The sequence below is a fragment of the Edaphobacter aggregans DSM 19364 genome, assembly GCF_000745965.1.
Classification (GTDB): Bacteria; Acidobacteriota; Terriglobia; order Terriglobales; family Acidobacteriaceae; genus Edaphobacter; species Edaphobacter aggregans.
The window spans coordinates 18,738-36,987 of sequence record NZ_JQKI01000049.1; the positions used below are offsets into that span (position 1 = coordinate 18,738).

Consider the following 18,250-nt stretch of genomic DNA (forward strand, 5'->3'; position numbering starts at 1 on the left):
TTGGCAGCCAGTGCGAACGGGGCTGGCAAAAGTGCGCGGACTTGGCTGGAAAAGATGCGGACTTGGCTGGAAAACGCGCGGACTTGGCTGGCAATTTTTGCCATCTAACTTATTTGTTTTCTGTGGAGTCCAAAATGCTATAGCAATTCTTTTTGCTTCACAGTATTTGCTTTCTACAGGATATTAACAACAGCATCATTCGTATTCGGTGGGAGGTTGAATGGCGGCAAACAATCACGCAAAGATCACGGCTCTCTTGCCGCTGCCCGTTGATGTTGATGTTGATGTCGATCTGATTAGATTTGAAAAGAACCTTTTGAACATCGGCTTCTTTTCTAGTCATGACCCCCGCACCAAAAATCAAAATCGATCCTCCCGTCGGATGGAACAGACCGTTAACCAGGACGGCAAGAGAATCCGTGTCAGTGTTGAGTTTCAGTCATCTGAAGTGCTTGGTCTACCCTCTACAGCTGACCGAGATAAGTTTCTCGCTTTCATGAAAATTGTCAATGAAGAAAGGGCACGGGAAGGATTTATTGGAAACAAAATTCGTTTCCGTGGCAGCCGTCTTCTGAAAGAACTCGGAATTTCTAGATCGGGAAGAAATTACGATGACATATACGAGTGGGGAAGAAGGCTCGCTCAGACGACCATTACTTCAGAAAAGGTGATATATCTTCCTTCTCGAAAGAAATACTCAGATCGTACGGTTCACGTCTTCCGTTCCTTCCAGCGCGTTGGAGAAAGCAACAATGATGGCTCGGATCGTGTCGATCTTTTCGAGATTGAGCTAGAGGACTGGCTACTCGAGAATCTCAACCACGGCTATGTGGTTCCGGAAGACTTTAACGCATACAAGCTTCTATCGAGGCCCACTGCTAAAGGGATCTTTGGAAATCTCCATTTATGGTTCCACGCAAGCCAGGGAAAATCGGTAGAGAAAGACTATGTGGAGCTGTGCAATTATCTCAATGTCACACCTTACCAGCACCTATCGAAGATAAAGTCAACGATGGGAGCTTCTCTCGATGAACTCACAAAAATCAAATATCTCTCTAGCTGGCAGGTTCAACCAATGGCGACGAAGAGGGGATACAAAATCGTCATGCTGCCCGGAGAAGTTCTATTGCGGGTTATCCAGCACTCACAAAAGAAGCAAATTACGGACAAGGCTCCAACGTCGTACGGACTAAACCAGATTCAGCAGAAAGCATTCGATGTTCTTGTTGATCACGGGGTGCTTCCACAAAAAGCAAGAATGCTCGTCATGCAGTACGACCCCGAATTGATTCTTGACCAAGTAGAGGTCTGTCTGAGTCAGCTCTTCGATCCAACCAACGGTCGTCAGAAGATTGCTAATCCGCCCGGCTTCATCGTTTATCAGATTGAGAACGGTCTTCCCGTTCCTACGACGTTCATCACGGAGCGGAAGCGGAAGGAATTCGAGGCACAAAAGAAACAGAAGCAACAGGCAGACGAAATCGAATGGACCCTCCGTACGAAGTACGGTGAATGGAAAGATGAGCTATTGAACGCCGAGGTCACCGCCCGATATCCTTCGGAACAACTCCCCAATGTTCTGGAGGGAATTATTAAAAACCGCATCCGCAAGGATCCGAAGTTCAAGGCATCCACATGGACACGCTCTGCACTCGAGCAAGCTGCTTTGGCCTTACTTCGCAAGGAATTATTGGAAGACCTCGCTTTGCCGGAATTTGAAGATTGGAAGGCAGAACGCCCACAGGCAGAGCTTTTCCATTAACAAAGGGTTCAACTCGCTAATCTGCGCCGTTTTGTTGGACGCCAAAAAACGCTAACAATTCACATACCCTCAAAAGTGTGTAGTGTCCACTAAGATGAGTCCCTGTCGCGAGCCAGTTGGGTCAAAAGGGCTCTCCTTGTTTTGGGTGTTGCATCCGTGGTTTTGGGCGTCACTTATCTATACCTGATTTCGCCTCATCACAGTTCCGCTCCCCCCTGAGTCCGCTGTCGGACTGCTAGACAAAGCCGATACGCTGGCGTGGGGGAATCGTTGGACAGACGCCCAGCCGTTTTGCCGTTTTTCCTAAAAGCCGAGTTCTTGGGGGAAAGGGTCTAACTAAACAATGGCTGGGAGGCTCCTGGGGCTGGAAATGACGACCATTCCATAAACCCCACACTTGTGGGGCTACTCAGAAAGGGGTATATCGGGCGAGAATAGGGGATGGCTTCAACGACCAAGAGGAATTTCGTCGTGCTCGGAGCCACCGTTGTGAGTCTAGCGGTGGCATACGGGATAGCAATCATGCCTCATCATTCCTTTGCGCCGCCGCAGTCAGCTCAGGGCTTACTTGATAAAGCGGATTCGCTCTCCTGGGAGAATCGATGGCCCGAGGCAAGGCCATACTACGGAGAAGCAGCAAAACTGTTTCACAAAGAAGGTCAGCCGGCGAAGGCGCTTTATGCCGAGGTCAGCGAGATCCCTGCCGATGAGTCTACAAGTAGCCTCGCAAACATCCTGCACCTAAACCAGGCGCTTACGTGGCCAGAAGGAAAGGACCCTGCTACCAGACTTCGAATCCTCACTATTCGGGGCACGCTGGAAATCAACTATGACGCCGGTGAAGCGCTCACCACGTGGCGCGAGGTTGAGCGGATGGCACTCAGGCAAGGTCAGATAAGGTTGTCGTCCCGTGCTGGGGGGGAGCAGGGAATTGCGGCCTTCATCCTCGGCGACACGGTATCCGCAAAAAACAAGGTCCTTAAAGCGTGGGCCTTGTCGGAAGTCGAACATGACCCCACCGCAACAGTGCGGTATGCGTCTATTTATGGCGCTGGTCTGGTTCAGATTCGTCGCTATAAAGAGGCTTTAATGCCTCTCGATAAAGCAATTTCTATAGCAAAAAACAACCCCAACATTGCGTATCCAACGATTGCAATCTACGCAAAAATCGACGCTCTGGCGGGGCTGCATGAGTATTCTCAGGCGCTCCAACTCGCCGACGAGTCTCTGAAACGCTTGGAAGGAACCCCCTATGACGGCCATAAGTCTCAGGTACTCATCTCTCGCGGGTCTATCGAGCGACAGCAAGGAAATCTAATTACAGCCATTGCAGATTTTCAAAGAGCCGTTTTCATTTCGCAGCGGATCGACAACTACCGCGGCATCGTGGATGCCGGCGGCCAGCTCGCGATCGTTTATGAACAGCAACAGAAGTTACCAGACGCTCTGAGCGCCATCGATTCTGCGATCGCTGCCAACACAAAGATCCCCGATGAGCTGTACCTGGTGCCGCGCAATCTCTCCATCAAGGCCTATATCGTGATGAAGATGGGACAGATACGGCAGGCTGATGATCTGTACCAAAAGGGCATAACCCTTGTGAACCGGATGATTAAGAACGCACCTACCACGGGTGTGCAGCGTCTGCTCCTGGCGGAGATGAGCGACGTGTATTCCGGTTATTTTGCGGCTCTTTGCGCACAACATCGCTACAGCGAAGCTCTTCAGATTCTCGATAATGTTCGTGGCCGCATGGAGGCCCAGGCTCTCCAGCACCATGAGTCGCAGCCTGTTCATGAGGCCACTGCCGAGGAGAAGAAGCTTACGCAACTGAATCTCTCGCTCATCAATACAGACGATCCAGACGCCCGAGCTGCTATTTCCAGCGCGATCTACAACACAGAGCTTTTCATGACGCCGAGCACGATAGCCATGGAAAGCGTGACGCATCCGGTAGGCCTCGCAATACTTCAAAAAGCATTAGGACCGAACGCACTACTAGTCGACTACGTCCTTGCCGAACCCGCTTCATACGCACTCGCGATCACACACGATTCGGTGAAGCATTACCAGCTTCCGGCCAAGCTGCAGATCGAGTCCGACGCGACTCTCTATCGAAAAGAGATCCGTTCTCAGAAGAGTGATAGTCCTCTCGCAAAAAAACTTTTCGCTGAACTCCTTGAGCCGATCCCCGAGTACAAAGTAAAGAGCGACCTCATCGTCATCCCAGATGGCTCCCTTCATTTGCTCCCGTTCTCCGCGTTGCAGGATGGGAAGGGCTATGTTCTCGCAACGCACACAGTGGATGTAGATCCTTCAGCGACTGTCTATGCCTTGCTTCAAAAGCGATCAAATGAAGCACATAGTTCCGCGATGCCCTATGTAGGCGTCGCGGCCTGGACGCAACCAGCAGACACGCGAAACCCGATACTCCGGGCCGTGTCAGGACCGAAGAGGAGCGACCTTGTAGCTCTTCCAGATAGCAAGCAAGAAGTGGAGACGATTGCTCATGACCTTCCCCGGCCAAGCACGATCTTGGAGGGAGCTGACGCGACAGAAACTCACTTCAAGCAGCTCCCGCTGCAGAACACCGGAGTAATTCATTTGGCACTTCACGGATATGCTGACCTGGATTATCCGGATCGCTCGGCGCTTGTCTTCTCGCCTGAGGCCTCCGGCGTAAATGATGGACTCCTGCAAGTCCGGGAAATCCGGCAAATGCATCTGAACTCGAAACTCGTTACGCTGTCAGCGTGTGACACAGGCGTTGGGCCGGTCGGAGAGACGGGTATTGTGAACCTTGTGAATGCGTTCATAGAAGCTGGAGCCGACTCTGTAGTCTCAACTCTTTGGGAATTAGCCGACCAGCCAACCAGCAAGTTGATGACGAATTTCTATGCAGCACTAGCTACGCACAGCCGCAAGGTGGACGCACTTCGGACTGCGCAACTGGAGCTGCTAAACGAAGGTATGCCTCCCTATTACTGGGCAAGTTTTCAGCTTGTAGGGAATGCGAACGGAAATCTGTGAAAGGTCACGAATGGATCTCAACAAAGCACAGCGCGAGGCGCTTCTTTCAAAGATAGAGAAGGCCGTATCCGAGAAGTTTTATGACCCGGCATTCAACCAAGGACTGTGGGAACAAATCGTAGCGCGGAATCGCGAGCGCATCGTTAATGCCGCCAGCACCGAAGCCTTCGAGAAGTCTGTAGCAGACATGCTCCACGAGCTTTCTCCGAAGACCCTTGGACTGCTGTCCAAAAGAACGCCGATAAATCCGCGCAACGCGATCAACGCGAGCTTTTCCGTGCAACGGGTGGACGACGGGCTTCGGTGGGTTTTCCAAGACATTCTCCCCGAAGGTGTAGCAGCTCAGGCAGGTGCTAAGAGTGGCGATATTTTGCTCACTGCCATAGGAAAAGAAATGCGGCCCGCATCGCAGACGGCCGGAGAGCCACCCTTCGAGATGTCGCACGAAATCTCCATGACCGTGCGCCGCGGATCTTCGGATATTCAGTACTCACTTCGGACAGGTGACCCAAAGTATAAGGACAATCCATATTCCGACCTAAAGGCCCTTACAGCATCTACGCTGGACGGTGGCATCGCTTACCTCAGAGTCAGCCTGTTTCCAGGCAAAATCGGTATCGACTTTGCAAACGAGCTTGACCGCATTTTCCAAGGCCCATTGGCTTTGTTAGATCGGCTCATCGTCGACCTACGCGGCAACCCAGGTGGTGGCATCGGTGGCCTCACGCTTATGAGCTACTTGACACCAGACCGACTTCCCATCGGTTACAGCAAGAATCGCAAAATGGCTCAGGGAGGCATTCACCCGTCCACCCTCCCTGTATTCGATAGGGTTCCGCGTTCGAAGCTGGCAATTCCCGGACTCGCGCTCAAGTTTATGAAGAAAACCTCCGTGTTCTTATACACCGAAGCTCAGGGCTCTAAAGCATTCCGTGGACGCGCAGTAATCCTCGTCAATGAACACACGTCTGGAGCGGCCGAGATGCTGACGCAGTTTGCCCAGGAGAATAGGCTTGCAACCATTGTCGGCAGCAAAACATCTGGTCGTCTTGTTTCACGCAGCGCGACGAAACTGGACGCGGGTTACAGGTTGATCATTCCGGTCGCCGCTTACGTGAGCGCAAGAGGGAACCAGATCGAAGGGAATGGTATTGAGCCTGATGTTGCGGTGCCGTGGTCGTTCGCGGACGCTGGAGAGGGGAAGGATAACCAGCTCGCCGCCGGCATCGAGCAGGTCTTGCGGTAAATTGCGCGCCTACTTCAGTCTCATCGTAGCTTCTAACGTTACGTATTTATGTATTTATATAAAGACATATCCAAAGCGCGCGCGGGCTGCGATCTGGAAGTGGCCCGCTCCTGCCGGCCAACTTTCAGTTCACCTTTAGAGGGTAGTAATACGTTCCATTGTCCGAGCCGCGAACGGTGGCAAGGAAGTACATGCCAGGCTTGGCATTCCTCAGATCGAGCGTCACCATGACACTCACCCTTCCATCCACATCGACAGCGTTTCCAAGGCCGCGCGCGACAATGTTGCTCCCTGTCCGGTCCTTTGCGACGACGATCCTATATGGGCCGCTTTCACTAAACCGCGGCAGAATAACGTGGAGATTGACGATGGAGGAGGGAAGAGACACCTCTTCCAGAGGCATAGGGGCGGCGTCTTCGTTCCCACCGCCACGAACCGTTACTGCATTGAAGAGATCGACGTTGGCCGTAACCTGCCCCGCGCTCGAGGCAACAGGGGCGCCTGCAGAAGGCGGCGTATGGTATTGCTTGGCTACGAACAGGCCGCTCCCGAGAACAATCAGAAGTCCAGCGGCTAAGGCCCAGGGATGCGCTTTCCAACCTGCTGACGGAACGAAAGCAAGTGGACGCTGTGGATTTGAAGCAGGAGTCGGCTCGTTCATTCGAACGGGCTTCGGGCCATGCTCATTGCTGCTCGCTTCCTTCCAATCCTGCCGATAGTGTCTGTACTCGGCGTAACACTCAGAGCATGACGCTACATGCTGAAGTGTCGGGTTACCCGGTGGCAACCGATCTTCTGCGAAAGCACGTAAGGTCTTCTCGTCTGGACAGCCTTTCCTCTCTGGGTTCGGAAATGCCTCTAGGAGAAAGTCATTCAGAAGATCGTCATTCAACTGTCAAACCTCGTTGATCTACAGAGCCGCGTTCGTTCACGACCCCATCCGTTTGTTTAGAGCCACCGTCAAGGATTGCTCCGATGCGTTTCTTGACTCGCTGGATTGCTTTCCTTGCAGCGGGGTAGCTAGTTTGCAGCTCCCCCGCCACTTCCTGGGCCGATTTTTCATTGAGAAGCAAAAGAAGAATATCGCGATCGCGCTCTCGCAGAGCCTTTCGAAGCTGATCGAACAGGATTCTCCGATCGACCGACCCTTGGAAGGAGCTATTTGCCCCACCAATGCGCTCCATGTCCCGTCTCACACCGGAGGTTTCTTCCTGCGCGGTGCCCGTTCTGAGCCAGTCGCGCACCTTACCCTTCAAGGCAGCGTATGCGTACCGCTCAGGCCACTCAATAGCACTTCCGCGTGTCTGCATTGACCTTCCTACCGCCTCGGCCCAATCTGCCAATTGCGCCTTATCGACGTTCGGATAGTCCCTTGAGACCCAGCGAAAAGCCGCTTCAGCAGCTTCCCGGATTACAGGACTGACCTCTGCTCCTTCAGCGTTCACCAGATGTAATTGAGGCCTGTCGGTCATCGGACAACAATTCTTTCAAAAACAGGATGCAAGATTGTCACAAACCCTCTCGCTCACCGCGCTTGGGTAGTAGATGCCACACACTCCCCCTAGTCCACGCATTTGCCTCCGCTCTGAAACAAAGGTTATTTCTTTGACGTTTTGGAGTGAGGCTCGACACCTTCACTTACTATCCCCAATCCCTCAACCAAGCGCTCAACAGGCACCTGATAGGTCTCGGCCATACGCAGGAGAGTCGGCAAGGAAATACCATCTCCTTTTTCGACCCGCTGTATCTGGCTTAAGTGGTAATTGTGGTCGATCTGGAGTGCGCGAAGCGTTAGCCCGCTCGCCTTGCGAATTTCTCGAAGCCGCGCGCCGAGTTCGGTCGCGAACGCCTTGTAGTCGTAGCGCAGCGCAGGGCCGCTCGGGGTGCTGGTTTCTTTTGCCTTCACCTTAATCGAGCACTTCCTAAACAAGCTTGCAAGCCTGTACCTACGGATCATAGCAACTCCACAACACACACACAAACGTGTCAACGCTCCTTTGCGTCTGAATACCTAAAAATAGGTATACACAAAAACAGATTGACACGAATATAGGAATACAGATATATGTGTGTTGTTGCAACCGTGTTCTACCTAAGTTTGCGATAACACTGCATCGTGCATACGGCGGCAAAGTGACCGCGTATCCGTCAGGGCAGTGACCGCAAAACCTTGACGAAAGGAGGAGCTATAAAAAGCGCCGAAGGCTCTCCAGAAGAGAGCAAACCGTCCCTCCAACTTGCGGATCAATAGGAGATTCCCTTGAAAACGTCGCTTCAGTCTCGTCTCGCCCGTCTTCGCAACATCACAATCACCCGACAGCAGGTCAAGCACCAGGCCGCGCTTGTCGCTCGCTCTGCCGCCCCTGTCGTTTTAGCTTTCGCCGCTTCGAGCGTGGCTCACGCTCAGGGTTCTATTGATATGAGCGGTGCAACTACCGTAATGAACACCTTCAAGACGTTCGCCATGTACGCCGGAGCCGTCATCTGCCTCGGTGGCCTCATCTTTGCCGGAATCAAGATGATGAGCGGCGACTTCGCTCGCGCGGTGCCCGGCTTGTTCGGCGCTCTATTTGGTGCCGGTGTCCTGGGTTGGGGCGCTGGATGGATCTCCTCTCTCACCGGCCAGTCGGTCACAGGGAATTAGGGATCACAACCATGCGCAAACGGGGAACACCGCTACCAATCAACGGAGCACTGAACCGTTCTCGAACCAAGCTGGGCTTGGACCTCGGAACGTGGATGGTGATCGTTTTTTTCTCGATCACGGTGTTCCTCGTTGGCTTTCGCTTGCTGGCCGTCGGGAGCTTTCCAGTTCTCGTCGGCACGGCATGGCTCATTGTCCGCAAGCACCCCAAGATGTTTCAGCTTTGGGGGCACAGCCTACAGCAGAAGAGCTATTATGACCCGCGTAAATTCTGAGCAATCCCGTTTGTTGCCGTGGTATGCGAAAGCTGGCGCGGCGTCGAGCATTATCCCCCTTTCCCGGTGGGTATCACCCAACATCTTTGCGCTCAAGAACGGCGGATATGGCATCGCCGCTTCCGTATCGGGCGTTGACGAGGAGAGCCTTACCGACCAGGAGCTTGAAGGCCGCACGCGCGCCTTGGAAGGTGCATTGCGCGGTCTTCCTGAAGGCTCTTGCCTGTACCAGTACAGCCGCGTGTTGTCTGGCTATGAGATTCCACGCAAGAAGAGCTACGATGATCCGGTACTTGAATCCTTTGTGAATGACCGGCTTGAGTATCTAAATTCCAATGCCGAATTTAGACGTATTGACCTGTTCTGGTGCCTCACGTTTGAGTCGGTTCAATCCAACCCCTTAGATCGCAAGCCCAAGGACGCTGAAGCCGACAACGCCCGCAGACTCGCTACGCTGCGCAAGACAGCCAGCATTCTTGAATCGCAGTTAGCTCCAATCATCGGGCTTCGCGTGCTCGACAAAGCCGAAGCGTTTCCATTCTTCTCGTACCTATTCAACCTCGAACCGTGGGCGGACCATGCTGTTCTCCGTTCAGATTCCGGGCTGGATCGTCAGATTGTGCAAAGCCCAGTAAGCATCGAAGGCGACCACTTGCGCGTAGGGAAGCGGTACGTGCAGATGTTCTCCCTTATGAACAATCCTGAGATTTCCCGGCCCTGCCAGTTCGCCGGACTCATGACCCTCGATTGCGATAGTGTGCTGTGCACGACTTGGAGGCCAAAATCATCAGCAAAGGCACGGGCTGAAATCTCGCAGCAGGAGAAGTTCATCAACTTTTTCAGTGTTGGTGTGCTGCAACGAGTCATGAGCGGCAAGGACACCGCCGCACTGGAGACAGGCGCAGGAGCAAGGGCGGCAAACGCTAACGTAGATGATCTCAGTGAGGTCATTCGGGCGCTAGACAAAACCGGCCAGGGCGAATTCTCCATGCGCCTTCTCTTGGCTGCGAAGAGTAAGGAGCAGTTACACGAAACCGCGCCTACAGTGCATCGCTTGTTTGTAGATGCACGCGCTCAGGTGATGGAAGAGTCACTAGGAAACCTCTCGGCGTTCTACACAATGTTCCCCGGAAATGGAAAGTTCAACATCTTTCCGTTATGGCTCTCGGAAGATCACAATGCCCGCCTCGCCAACGTCTACGCCCCCAGCATCGGTCATCCTTACTCGGAAGATCTCGACAACGAATACTTGAATGTTTTCGAGACCCGCACGAAGACGCCATTTTTCCAAGACAGCTATGTCAATGGCTTGAAGGTCGCCATGATCCTCGGTCCCCCTGGATCTGGTAAGAGCGTGCACAACAACCAGCACGTAGCGATGGAACGCAAATACAACGGCTTTACCTACATCTTCGACATCGGCGGCAGCTATGAAAGCGTGGTGGAGCTGTACGGCGGAAAGGTGGACAAGGTAGGCAAGAACGGCCCCCGAGTGAATCCATTCTCACTGGAGCCGACAGAAGACAATCTGAAATTCCTCTACAGCTTTATCAAGCTGCTGCTCACTAACAGCGGAGCTGAGTTGTCGCCGGAAGACGAGGACGTGATCTTTAGCGCCGTGAGGGGCATGTACCAGCTCGACGCTCCGAATCGTCGTCTTTCCAACCTTATGTTGCCCAAGCATCTCAACCGTTTTCTCTCGAAGTGGACAGGGAATGGCGTTTACGCCGCTGTCTTCGATAACGTGCATGATGAGCTGGAGCTGGGCCGCGTACAGTGCTTTGATTTCCAGGGCATCAGCAACCAGCAGGACTCCGACCTCATAGAACCGTTGATGGTTTGGCTACTGCGGCGTATCAACGCGGTCCTATACGACCCGAAAAACCTCGGCGTTCCCAAGCACGTTGTGATTGAAGAGTTGTTTTCTTCCATGAAGAATAAGCAGCTTCTCGATGCTGCTCTGGCTTCGATCAAGACGGTACGCAAAAACCTGGGCGGTGTGACCCTCATCGGCCAATCGGCCAACGATCTGGGCGAGAACGCGGACAGCATTGTGAACTCCTGCTCGTCTTTCTTGTTCTTGCCAGATGCCACGTTTAACCGGCAATTCTACAGTGAACTGTTCAAGTTGAGTGACCAACAGCTCGACCTTTTCGAGAGCCTTCAGCAGCGTGAAGCCCTGTATGTGCGAAGAGATGGCCTCACCAAAGTCATCATCCTGAATCTCGACAAACGGAGCTATGCCAAGTTCTCCACCAAGCCAAAGGACCGCTCTCGCCGCGCAAAGCTTGTCGAAAAGTACGGACTGGCCGAGGGTATCGAGCGCTTCGCACAAGGAGAGAACGCATGATCCTTTGCGGTCACAGCTTTTTTTCGAACACTCTCCCGGTGCCTCTACCTCCCCTATGCTTCCAGGCGTTCAACGCTTGCCTTGAAACGATCCCGCATTGGCTGAGTACGAGTGCTCGTCTCGTGGCGGCAGGCTTTGCGGTGTTGCTTCTGGTGGGCTTCTTCCAGCCAACCGCAGTTCGATTTACAAAACTCACGCCACGAGGACTCGTTATGAAAGCACCCCTATATCTCGCAGCCAGTCTCGCATTTGTCGCTGTTAGCCACGCTTCAGAACCCGCCGACGCCAAGCACCCGCTTTTTCCAAGCGCCCCTCGCACGGTTGTTGTCATGGACTCCGAGACGCCGCCCGTCGTTCGTGCGGGCCTTCTTCAATCCACGCTGATTCTGCTGCCGGCCGAGGAGAAGGTTGCGACCGTATTTGGTGGCGACACTTCGAGCTGGGTGTTCGACGGTGGCCACGTCGCTAGCCGGTTCATCTCCATCAAGCCGAAGATTGCGGGGAGCAGTACAGACGTGCATATCGTTTCGGATCACGGCAACGAGTACACCTTGCAGCTACGTGAAATAAGCACCGATCCAGACGCCCACTTTGATTCCAAGGTCTTTGTGACGCCGGGCGACCAGGCCGGGAAAGACAAGTTGGCAGCGATGCCGGTCTTCGTCCCCGCCGCTGAGTTAGACCGTGCCAAACGAGAAGCAGCAGAGGCCACCGCAAAGGAAACCACGGAGCGCAAGGCCGCGGAGTCAAAGGCAGAAGCATACCGCAGTCAGTACCCCGGCCAACTCCACTTCGATTACACCTGGGACCGCAAAAAGGCCGGCACGCTGGGATTGCAAGAGGTATGGCGTGACGACAAGTTCACGTACCTACGCGGCAAATTCCAAGAAACGCCGGTCCTGTATGAGCTGAAGGACGGCAAGGGCAGCCTTATCAACTGGGATTACAGCGATGGCCTGTACACGGTTCCTAAGACCGTTTTGCAGGGATATCTAACCATCGGCAAACAGCGGGTCGATTTCCGCAAGGAAGGGAACTAAGGCCATGGCAGAGACACCACGCGATATCGAATCCGCAGAAGTAGGATCTGTTCCAGGCCAGCCCGAAGCGCAGGACAGCAAGCGATTCAATCTGAAGATTGTCGGCGGCATCGCCGCCGTCATCCTCGTGATCGGCCTTGCGAACCTTCACAATGGCACCAAGCAGGCCCCCATAGCGAATAGCGCGCTGGTGAAGCCCGCTTCGCCCAACGCGACGCAGGTTAACAGCTTTGAGGCACAACAGCGCCTCATCCAGCAGCGCGATGCTGAGGAGCGGCAACGACAGGCAATGCTTGCCGCCCAAAATGCACAGCTCCAGCAGGAGCAGGCCATTCCTGGCCCGGAGTCGCCCAACGCTGTGCCGATGACGCAAGCGCAGAGGAATGCCATGTATGGCACAGGCAATCCGAACGCTCCGCAGAAGACCTCCGGTGCGTCTCAGGCCCAGGCAGAGGCGAAGCAGCGCCAGCTTGAACGAGAGAGGCAGCATCAGGAAGCACTCAACAGCGATACCGTAGCCATCGACTTCGCGCGAACGGCTCCCGCTTCCGGAAATGCCAATAACAGCACGTCGGTGGAAGCGGCCTCCGCAGACGCGCCCGCAGGGAAGGCACAAGGCGAGGACATTGCCCAGGAACGCCCGATCGCTCGCCCCGTGTCGGCAGGGACGCAGGCCCAGAAAGACCCCATGGCGAAGTACGACTTTGATGGTTTCCAAGGCCGTCTCTATCGGGTGTTTGAGGGCACGGTTCTTGAGGGCGTGTTGACCAATCACATTGATGGCGGCTTCGCCGGTCCCATGATCGTGATGCTCACGACGGACTACTACTCCCATGACCATCAGCAGCTTCTTCTTCCGCAGGGAACCAGGCTGATTGGCAACGTCCAGAGCGTATCGGGTGCAGGCCAGAGGAAACTCTTTGTCACCTTTAATCGCGCCATCTGTCCGGATGGGTTTTCCATCGACCTCAACAAATACCTCGGCTTGGACCCGCTGGGAACGACTGGCCTTGCGACCAATGTGAACAACCACTACCTGAGTTCGTTTGCTGCCGCCGCCGCAGTAGGAGGAATTGGCGGGCTGGCACAGATAGGAAATAGCGGAACCGTGCTTGACCCCAACACGCTAATCCGCAACGGGATCTCCGCGCAAACAGCGCAGGAGAGCGAGCAGATATTGAACAGATTCCTCAATCGTCTGCCCGTCATCACGGTAAAGGAGGGTTCAAGAGCGCGCGTTTATATCAACCAAGACATACTTATCCCGAGCTATGCAGAACATCGCGTAGACCCGTCTCTCTAACGCTTCACACACGGAGGACGTATGCAATTCAAGCTGTCCCGAAAGAGGAAATGGGTTGTCGCGGGAGCGTTAGTGCTCTGCACGGCAACACCGAGCTTCGCTCTCTTTGTTGGCGATATCGTCTTCGATCCAACGAGTTACGGATCGCTGGCAAGCCAGCTATCCGAACTCACGAAGCTATACACCACGGCCAACAGTCAGTACAACAGCTTCAAAAACAACGTCGTCAACTTCAGTATCAAGACGCAATGGCAAACGGCCCTGAACAGCATGAAAAACGTGCAGGTCCGCAACAGCTACGGCGAAACGAACGGCATGACTACCGCCCTTGACCAGAATTCCACCACCGCCGCAACCACGGCGTGGACAAATTCAGGCGTTGCGCTCTCTTCAAACACTGACACTTACCTCGCTGGTGAAGCTACTGGCAACAGCGACAAGCTCACACAGCTTGCCATCGTTGAAACATCGGACACTGTATCGCCGGACTGCCTCAATGCCGTTGGATCATACCGCGCGGCGCGGGCTGCATCGGCAACCGCAACCCAAAGCCTTCAAGACAACCAGCTTGACGGTTCCAGCGACACTAACAGCGAGGTCCAGCAGTTAAACCTTGTGAACGCATCACAGGCCCAGCAGCTCAACGAGCAACAGGCCCAGGGTGCTCTACATGCCTGCATCGCTCAGCAAATGACGGTGCAAAATATGCAGCAACGTAACGCTATGGCGCATGACCTGAATCTTGCTGCAAATATTCAGGCACAACGCCAAGCCAACCCCACCGGTTATGTTAATTCCAGCGGAACGTACACCGATTATTTGCCATAACAACCGGGCAGCGTCACTGCTTTCCGCAGCGGCGCTGCTCTCCTAACCACAAGGAGCCATACATGACCAGGACCAAAGTATCCTTTACGCTTTCTCTCTTCCTCGCAGCCCTCATGGGATGCCACTCCAACGCGCCGCAAACGCCGACGGTGGAATCACCCAAGAGCACGAATGCCGCGCCCACCCCGCAGGGCTGCGCAGCTATCACCGACCCTGCCCTTGCTGAGGATTGCCGCTTTAGAGCGGAAGTGGAAGCGAAGCGGAAGAAGAGTAAGGCAAGTCCCGTTGTCACACATGCTCCAGGCACCATCCAGCAACCCTAACGCGACATTTCCAAGAGGCTGACCACGATGCCCGGCACAGACTGGCTTTATCAATTCACAAACAACTTGACGGCGCTCACCACCGCGAATGGGGGAGCGCTGACAAACTTCGGCCTTACGCTGCTCACCTTCATCGCGTTCATGCAGCTAGTGAAAATGGTCGTCAACTTCAGTATGTCCAACATGAGTTTCAGCCTCGATCCGACCCCACTTGAAGGGGGGTGAGATCGTCCGATTCATGCTGCGTCTTGGATTCTGCTGCATCCTCGAAAGCTACTGGATCAATCCGCTACCGGGTGCAAGCTGGGGCTTCAACAAACTGTTCTCAGCCATAGCGCAAGAGATTGTGAAGGTACTCGATCAGAATACGCAGGCGCAACTAACCTCCGCGATTCTCGAAGCATGGCACAAAACGGGCCTGCCTTCACTTCTCTCACCGCTCGAAATCTTCGAATACGTCTACGTTCAGGTGTTGATGGGGATTGCCGCAGCAATCATTTTCGTTATCAACGTCAGCAGCTTCATCTTCTATGCCGTCACCGCTCTTTTTGGTCCTCTTTTTATTCCTCTCTTCATGGTGGACAGTTTTCGAGGCAAGTTCTTTCAGTTCCTTGATGTGCTTCTCAGCTTTGCCATGATTCGCGCAGTTGCCGCCGCCTTTATCTTCGTGTGGTCCGGCTTCTACACGACTTTTCTTCAGCAGACGTTCAACGGCGATTACTCCATCGCCATGTGGATGGCAAATATTCTCCCGGTCACGATGGTATTCGTCGCCTTCATCATCAACATGCTTTTCATTCCGCAGATTACCCAGGCCATCTTCGGCGGCGCTGCTGGGGCAACCGCTTCTGCGCAAAACCTTGTAACCCGTATGGCACTCCGCTACGGGAGTGGGAAAAAGTGAATGCCATGAATTGGAACGAGGAATGGGATTACGAGTCTAACGGCAACGGTTGGAAGGATGGCCGCAGCAATGGTTTACGTGGTCCCTCAGCCGCGCCCCTGCCACGATCCATAGTGGGTATCTTCCTGCACTTCATCCTCACGGTACTTGCCGTCGCCGGTGTCGCAGGAGCGCTTTTTCAGTTGTATCTGTGCGTCCGCATCGCTGCGCGGGTCATGAACCAATGACTCGCAAAATTTCCCCGCCCACCACAGTTGATTGCACTTCCTGATAGGAGCCGACCCCATGGCAACGCAAACCTCACCTCTCACTGATGCCGCATACACTCCAGAGCAGGCCGTACTCACAGATACCATCGCTAACGAGGTCTACGCAGCTCACTACAACGAGCGGAAGACAAGCCGAATCATCATCGGGGGGCTTTCGGTCCTTTTACTAGGATCATTTGCGTCGATAGTCGCACTCGCACACAAGCCCGTCATCAATCGTTACATTCGCATTGATGAGATAGGCCGCGCCCAGGCCATCCAGTACAGCGACCTCAGCTATAGTCCACGCGAGGGCGAAGTCCGGACGTACCTCACGGATTGGGCGAACTATCGGTACACCCTGAATCGCGACACTGTTGCGAAGAAATATCCGTTGAACTATTACTTTCTCTCGCAGCAGTTGGCGTCGCAGCTTATGACTGAGGACAATGCCAACCACACCATCTCCCAGGTCACAGCGGGACAGATGGAGCAGAGCGACGTAGAAGTACGCAATGTCACCATCACTTCCATGTCAACCGAGCAGGTTCAGGGCATAGTGATGGCGAAGGGAACGGCGCTGGTGAACATCGACCGGCTCTACTCTCTTCGCAATTCCAGAGAGCCGCGTACCGAGCACTGGATGCTTTCTGTGACGTACTACCTGAACCCCAAGCAGGTATCCGACCAGGCTAAAGTCTTTCCACAATTTGAAACGATCAACCCGCTTGGCCTCACCATCACCGAATATCACGAGAATCGTATCGGTGTAGATCCCATCGCAAGAGACACCAAACTCCCAACACCGCAGCGCCCGGTATCAACAACCGTCACGCCATCGAATCCGTTCCTTCCCGACCAGAAGGAAGGAGCCGCACAATGAGCTACGACCTCATTCTCCCGTTCTTTCCAACAGAGATTCGGACTCTACTGCTTGACCCGTCCATCTCTGACCTGATGATTAACGGCACGAGCGGGGTGTATGCCGATCGAGCTGGTGTGGTCGAGCGCGTGAACTTGTCGGACGTGTACACCAACGAGCGTCTGACAGCGGCGATTGAGCGGGTGGCGCGCGTGCTGGGGCAGGATTTGACCACGCAGAACCCCATCTTGAACACACGTCTGCCCGATGGGTCGCGCGTTGCAGTAGTGGGACCGCCAGCCTCTATAGGCGGTCCGACTCTCACCATTCGTAAGTTCAACAAGTGGTACACGAGCGACGAGCTGGTAGAGAGTGGAAGTCTGCCGCGCGATGTGCGTGACCTCATCGTGTCTCTCATCGGTCAACGCAAGAACGGCATCATTGCAGGCGGTACTGGCAGCGGTAAAACGACGCTGATGAAGGCGTTGCTAGATCACGTGCCTATGATGGAGCGCCTATGCGTGATCGAACAGCCAGCCGAATTGCAGATATTGCAGCCAAACACAATTCGGTGGGAGGCGGTTGATGCCATTCCTGGTCAGGTTGCCATCACGCCGAGTGAGCTTCTTGCCGCCGCTCTGCGTCACCGTCCAGACCGCATCATCATGGGCGAGATTCGCAACGAAGCGGGCTATGACCTGCTTCAAGCGATGAACACAGGTCACGGCGGTACGTTGTCCACCATCCACGCCAGCTCAGCCGTCGATGCGCTGAACCGCCTTTCCAATCTCGCTCTAAGCGCAAGGTCGAACCTCAATCACGCATTCATGCGCAGTGAGACGGCAAAAGCAATCGACTTCACGCTGTACTGCGAACGTGCGGCCAGCGGTCGCCGTCAGGTGCGTGAGGTCGTGCTGGTAAATGGCTATGACTTCCGCTCCGAGCAGTTCGAAGTGGAAGAAATCTATACCGCTTCCCAGCCTAAAGCGAACCGCGAGCTTCTGCTTGGCGGTGCCTCGGCTGAAACATCAACAGCGCAGTTTGCCTAACCAGAGAAGAGAGGAAATGCATCATGCCATTGTTCACAGTGAAGGCTTCCAAGAAGGTCGAAACCAGCATCAGGCTTGAAGAGTCAACCGCAAAAATGTTGGACCGATATGCTCACTTCCATAAAGGTCCGGCTGATGACGTAGTGAATGAAGCGCTGGAATACATCTTCAAACACGACAAAGATTTTCAGCAGCACCTACAGAAGAACCCGAACGAGGCAGTAGCGGCGTCCGTGCGGATCAAGAAGACTCCGGGCACGGTCAAAGGCGTGAAGGCTGCGACGAATAACACCGGCAGCCACACTGGTTCAGCATCATCGGCCTCACCCGTAAGTGCGAAGTAGGCAGCAAAGGTCGTGGGGATGCGCTTTGCGCATGAATGGTTG

Annotated in this window: 19 protein-coding genes; 16 read left to right on the forward strand and 3 right to left on the reverse strand. The window is 54.2% G+C overall.

The window, feature by feature from the left end; all coding sequences use genetic code 11:
- The first annotated feature begins 220 nt into the window (after positions 1–220).
- From Q363_RS18215 to Q363_RS18225, 3 genes are all read left to right on the forward strand, one after another.
- Positions 221–1,762: a replication initiator protein A gene (locus tag Q363_RS18215; protein ID WP_035353004.1), complete on the forward strand. Its 1,542-nt coding sequence runs from the start codon at positions 221–223 to the stop codon at positions 1,760–1,762.
- A 441-nt stretch (positions 1,763–2,203) separates the two neighbouring features.
- On the forward strand, positions 2,204–4,792 hold the full coding sequence (locus tag Q363_RS18220; protein WP_035353007.1) for a CHAT domain-containing protein: 2,589 nt from the start codon (positions 2,204–2,206) through the stop codon (positions 4,790–4,792).
- A 10-nt stretch (positions 4,793–4,802) separates the two neighbouring features.
- Positions 4,803–6,038 (forward strand): S41 family peptidase, encoded by a 1,236-nt coding sequence (locus Q363_RS18225; RefSeq protein ID WP_035353010.1) that lies wholly within the window; start codon positions 4,803–4,805, stop codon positions 6,036–6,038.
- A gap of 124 nt (positions 6,039–6,162) precedes the next feature.
- Here the strand turns inward: Q363_RS18225 and Q363_RS18230 are convergent, their stop codons facing one another.
- The 3 genes from Q363_RS18230 to Q363_RS18240 form a co-directional block, all read right to left on the reverse strand.
- Complete coding sequence (locus tag Q363_RS18230; protein WP_035353013.1) at positions 6,163–6,699, reverse strand: hypothetical protein; 537 nt, start codon at positions 6,697–6,699, stop codon at positions 6,163–6,165.
- 223 nt (positions 6,700–6,922) lie between these two features.
- On the reverse strand, positions 6,923–7,510 hold the full coding sequence (locus tag Q363_RS18235; RefSeq protein WP_035353016.1) for a sigma factor-like helix-turn-helix DNA-binding protein: 588 nt from the start codon (positions 7,508–7,510) through the stop codon (positions 6,923–6,925).
- 125 nt (positions 7,511–7,635) lie between these two features.
- Positions 7,636–7,944, reverse strand: a complete 309-nt coding sequence (locus Q363_RS18240) for a helix-turn-helix domain-containing protein (protein ID WP_169747032.1) — start codon at positions 7,942–7,944, stop codon at positions 7,636–7,638.
- A 354-nt stretch (positions 7,945–8,298) separates the two neighbouring features.
- Here Q363_RS18240 and Q363_RS18245 point away from each other — a divergent pair, with 354 nt between their 5' ends.
- The 13 genes from Q363_RS18245 (at position 8,299) to Q363_RS18300 (ending at position 18,208) form a co-directional block, all read left to right on the forward strand.
- Complete coding sequence (locus Q363_RS18245; RefSeq protein ID WP_157467105.1) at positions 8,299–8,682, forward strand: hypothetical protein; 384 nt, start codon at positions 8,299–8,301, stop codon at positions 8,680–8,682.
- Positions 8,683–8,693: 11 nt separating this feature from the next.
- Positions 8,694–8,957, forward strand: a complete 264-nt coding sequence (locus Q363_RS18250) for a VirB3 family type IV secretion system protein (RefSeq protein WP_035353020.1) — start codon at positions 8,694–8,696, stop codon at positions 8,955–8,957.
- Positions 8,938–11,307: a VirB4 family type IV secretion system protein gene (locus Q363_RS18255; protein WP_035353022.1), complete on the forward strand. Its 2,370-nt coding sequence runs from the start codon at positions 8,938–8,940 to the stop codon at positions 11,305–11,307. The genes Q363_RS18250 and Q363_RS18255 overlap by 20 nt, the downstream gene beginning before the upstream one ends.
- A gap of 212 nt (positions 11,308–11,519) precedes the next feature.
- A complete protein-coding gene (locus Q363_RS18260) occupies positions 11,520–12,347 on the forward strand; it encodes a TrbG/VirB9 family P-type conjugative transfer protein (RefSeq protein ID WP_035353074.1) in 828 nt (275 codons plus the stop codon).
- Positions 12,348–12,351: 4 nt separating this feature from the next.
- Positions 12,352–13,650 carry a TraB/TrbI/VirB10 family type IV secretion system protein gene (locus Q363_RS18265; protein WP_035353024.1) on the forward strand — a complete coding sequence of 433 codons (1,299 nt, stop codon included), beginning with the start codon at positions 12,352–12,354 and terminating at the stop codon, positions 13,648–13,650.
- A gap of 21 nt (positions 13,651–13,671) precedes the next feature.
- Positions 13,672–14,478 carry a hypothetical protein gene (locus Q363_RS18270; protein WP_035353028.1) on the forward strand — a complete coding sequence of 269 codons (807 nt, stop codon included), beginning with the start codon at positions 13,672–13,674 and terminating at the stop codon, positions 14,476–14,478.
- Between the two features lie 62 nt (positions 14,479–14,540).
- Positions 14,541–14,801 (forward strand): hypothetical protein, encoded by a 261-nt coding sequence (locus tag Q363_RS18275; RefSeq protein WP_035353031.1) that lies wholly within the window; start codon positions 14,541–14,543, stop codon positions 14,799–14,801.
- A gap of 27 nt (positions 14,802–14,828) precedes the next feature.
- Positions 14,829–15,026, forward strand: coding sequence for a hypothetical protein (locus Q363_RS44290; protein ID WP_245632303.1), 198 nt, complete (start codon positions 14,829–14,831; stop codon positions 15,024–15,026).
- A 13-nt stretch (positions 15,027–15,039) separates the two neighbouring features.
- A complete protein-coding gene (locus Q363_RS18280; RefSeq protein WP_245632304.1) occupies positions 15,040–15,705 on the forward strand; it encodes a type IV secretion system protein in 666 nt (221 codons plus the stop codon).
- Positions 15,702–15,932, forward strand: coding sequence for a hypothetical protein (locus Q363_RS18285; protein WP_035353034.1), 231 nt, complete (start codon positions 15,702–15,704; stop codon positions 15,930–15,932). The genes Q363_RS18280 and Q363_RS18285 overlap by 4 nt, the downstream gene beginning before the upstream one ends.
- A 58-nt stretch (positions 15,933–15,990) precedes the next feature.
- Positions 15,991–16,836, forward strand: coding sequence for a VirB8/TrbF family protein (locus Q363_RS18290; RefSeq protein WP_051978960.1), 846 nt, complete (start codon positions 15,991–15,993; stop codon positions 16,834–16,836).
- The gene (locus tag Q363_RS18295) at positions 16,833–17,864 is read left to right on the forward strand and encodes a TadA family conjugal transfer-associated ATPase (protein WP_084080507.1); all 1,032 of its coding nucleotides are present in this window, start codon (positions 16,833–16,835) and stop codon (positions 17,862–17,864) included. Before Q363_RS18290 ends, Q363_RS18295 begins: the two co-directional genes overlap by 4 nt.
- 23 nt (positions 17,865–17,887) lie before the next feature.
- Positions 17,888–18,208 (forward strand): hypothetical protein, encoded by a 321-nt coding sequence (locus tag Q363_RS18300; RefSeq protein WP_051978961.1) that lies wholly within the window; start codon positions 17,888–17,890, stop codon positions 18,206–18,208.
- The last annotated feature ends 42 nt before the right edge of the window (positions 18,209–18,250 follow it).

Bases quoted from the DNA above. Each gene is read 5' to 3' on its own strand.
- Q363_RS18215 (WP_035353004.1), top strand. From the start codon at position 221: ATGGCGGCAAACAATCACGCAAAGATCACGGCTCTCTTGCCGCTGCCC.
- Q363_RS18220 (WP_035353007.1), top strand. From the start codon at position 2,204: ATGGCTTCAACGACCAAGAGGAATTTCGTCGTGCTCGGAGCCACCGTT.
- Q363_RS18225 (WP_035353010.1), top strand. From the start codon at position 4,803: ATGGATCTCAACAAAGCACAGCGCGAGGCGCTTCTTTCAAAGATAGAG.
- Q363_RS18230 (WP_035353013.1), bottom strand. From the start codon at position 6,699: ATGAACGAGCCGACTCCTGCTTCAAATCCACAGCGTCCACTTGCTTTC.
- Q363_RS18235 (WP_035353016.1), bottom strand. From the start codon at position 7,510: ATGACCGACAGGCCTCAATTACATCTGGTGAACGCTGAAGGAGCAGAG.
- Q363_RS18250 (WP_035353020.1), top strand. From the start codon at position 8,694: ATGCGCAAACGGGGAACACCGCTACCAATCAACGGAGCACTGAACCGT.
- Q363_RS18255 (WP_035353022.1), top strand. From the start codon at position 8,938: ATGACCCGCGTAAATTCTGAGCAATCCCGTTTGTTGCCGTGGTATGCG.
- Q363_RS18260 (WP_035353074.1), top strand. From the start codon at position 11,520: ATGAAAGCACCCCTATATCTCGCAGCCAGTCTCGCATTTGTCGCTGTT.
- Q363_RS18265 (WP_035353024.1), top strand. From the start codon at position 12,352: ATGGCAGAGACACCACGCGATATCGAATCCGCAGAAGTAGGATCTGTT.
- Q363_RS18270 (WP_035353028.1), top strand. From the start codon at position 13,672: ATGCAATTCAAGCTGTCCCGAAAGAGGAAATGGGTTGTCGCGGGAGCG.
- Q363_RS18275 (WP_035353031.1), top strand. From the start codon at position 14,541: ATGACCAGGACCAAAGTATCCTTTACGCTTTCTCTCTTCCTCGCAGCC.
- Q363_RS44290 (WP_245632303.1), top strand. From the start codon at position 14,829: ATGCCCGGCACAGACTGGCTTTATCAATTCACAAACAACTTGACGGCG.
- Q363_RS18280 (WP_245632304.1), top strand. From the start codon at position 15,040: ATGCTGCGTCTTGGATTCTGCTGCATCCTCGAAAGCTACTGGATCAAT.
- Q363_RS18290 (WP_051978960.1), top strand. From the start codon at position 15,991: ATGGCAACGCAAACCTCACCTCTCACTGATGCCGCATACACTCCAGAG.
- Q363_RS18295 (WP_084080507.1), top strand. From the start codon at position 16,833: ATGAGCTACGACCTCATTCTCCCGTTCTTTCCAACAGAGATTCGGACT.
- Q363_RS18300 (WP_051978961.1), top strand. From the start codon at position 17,888: ATGCCATTGTTCACAGTGAAGGCTTCCAAGAAGGTCGAAACCAGCATC.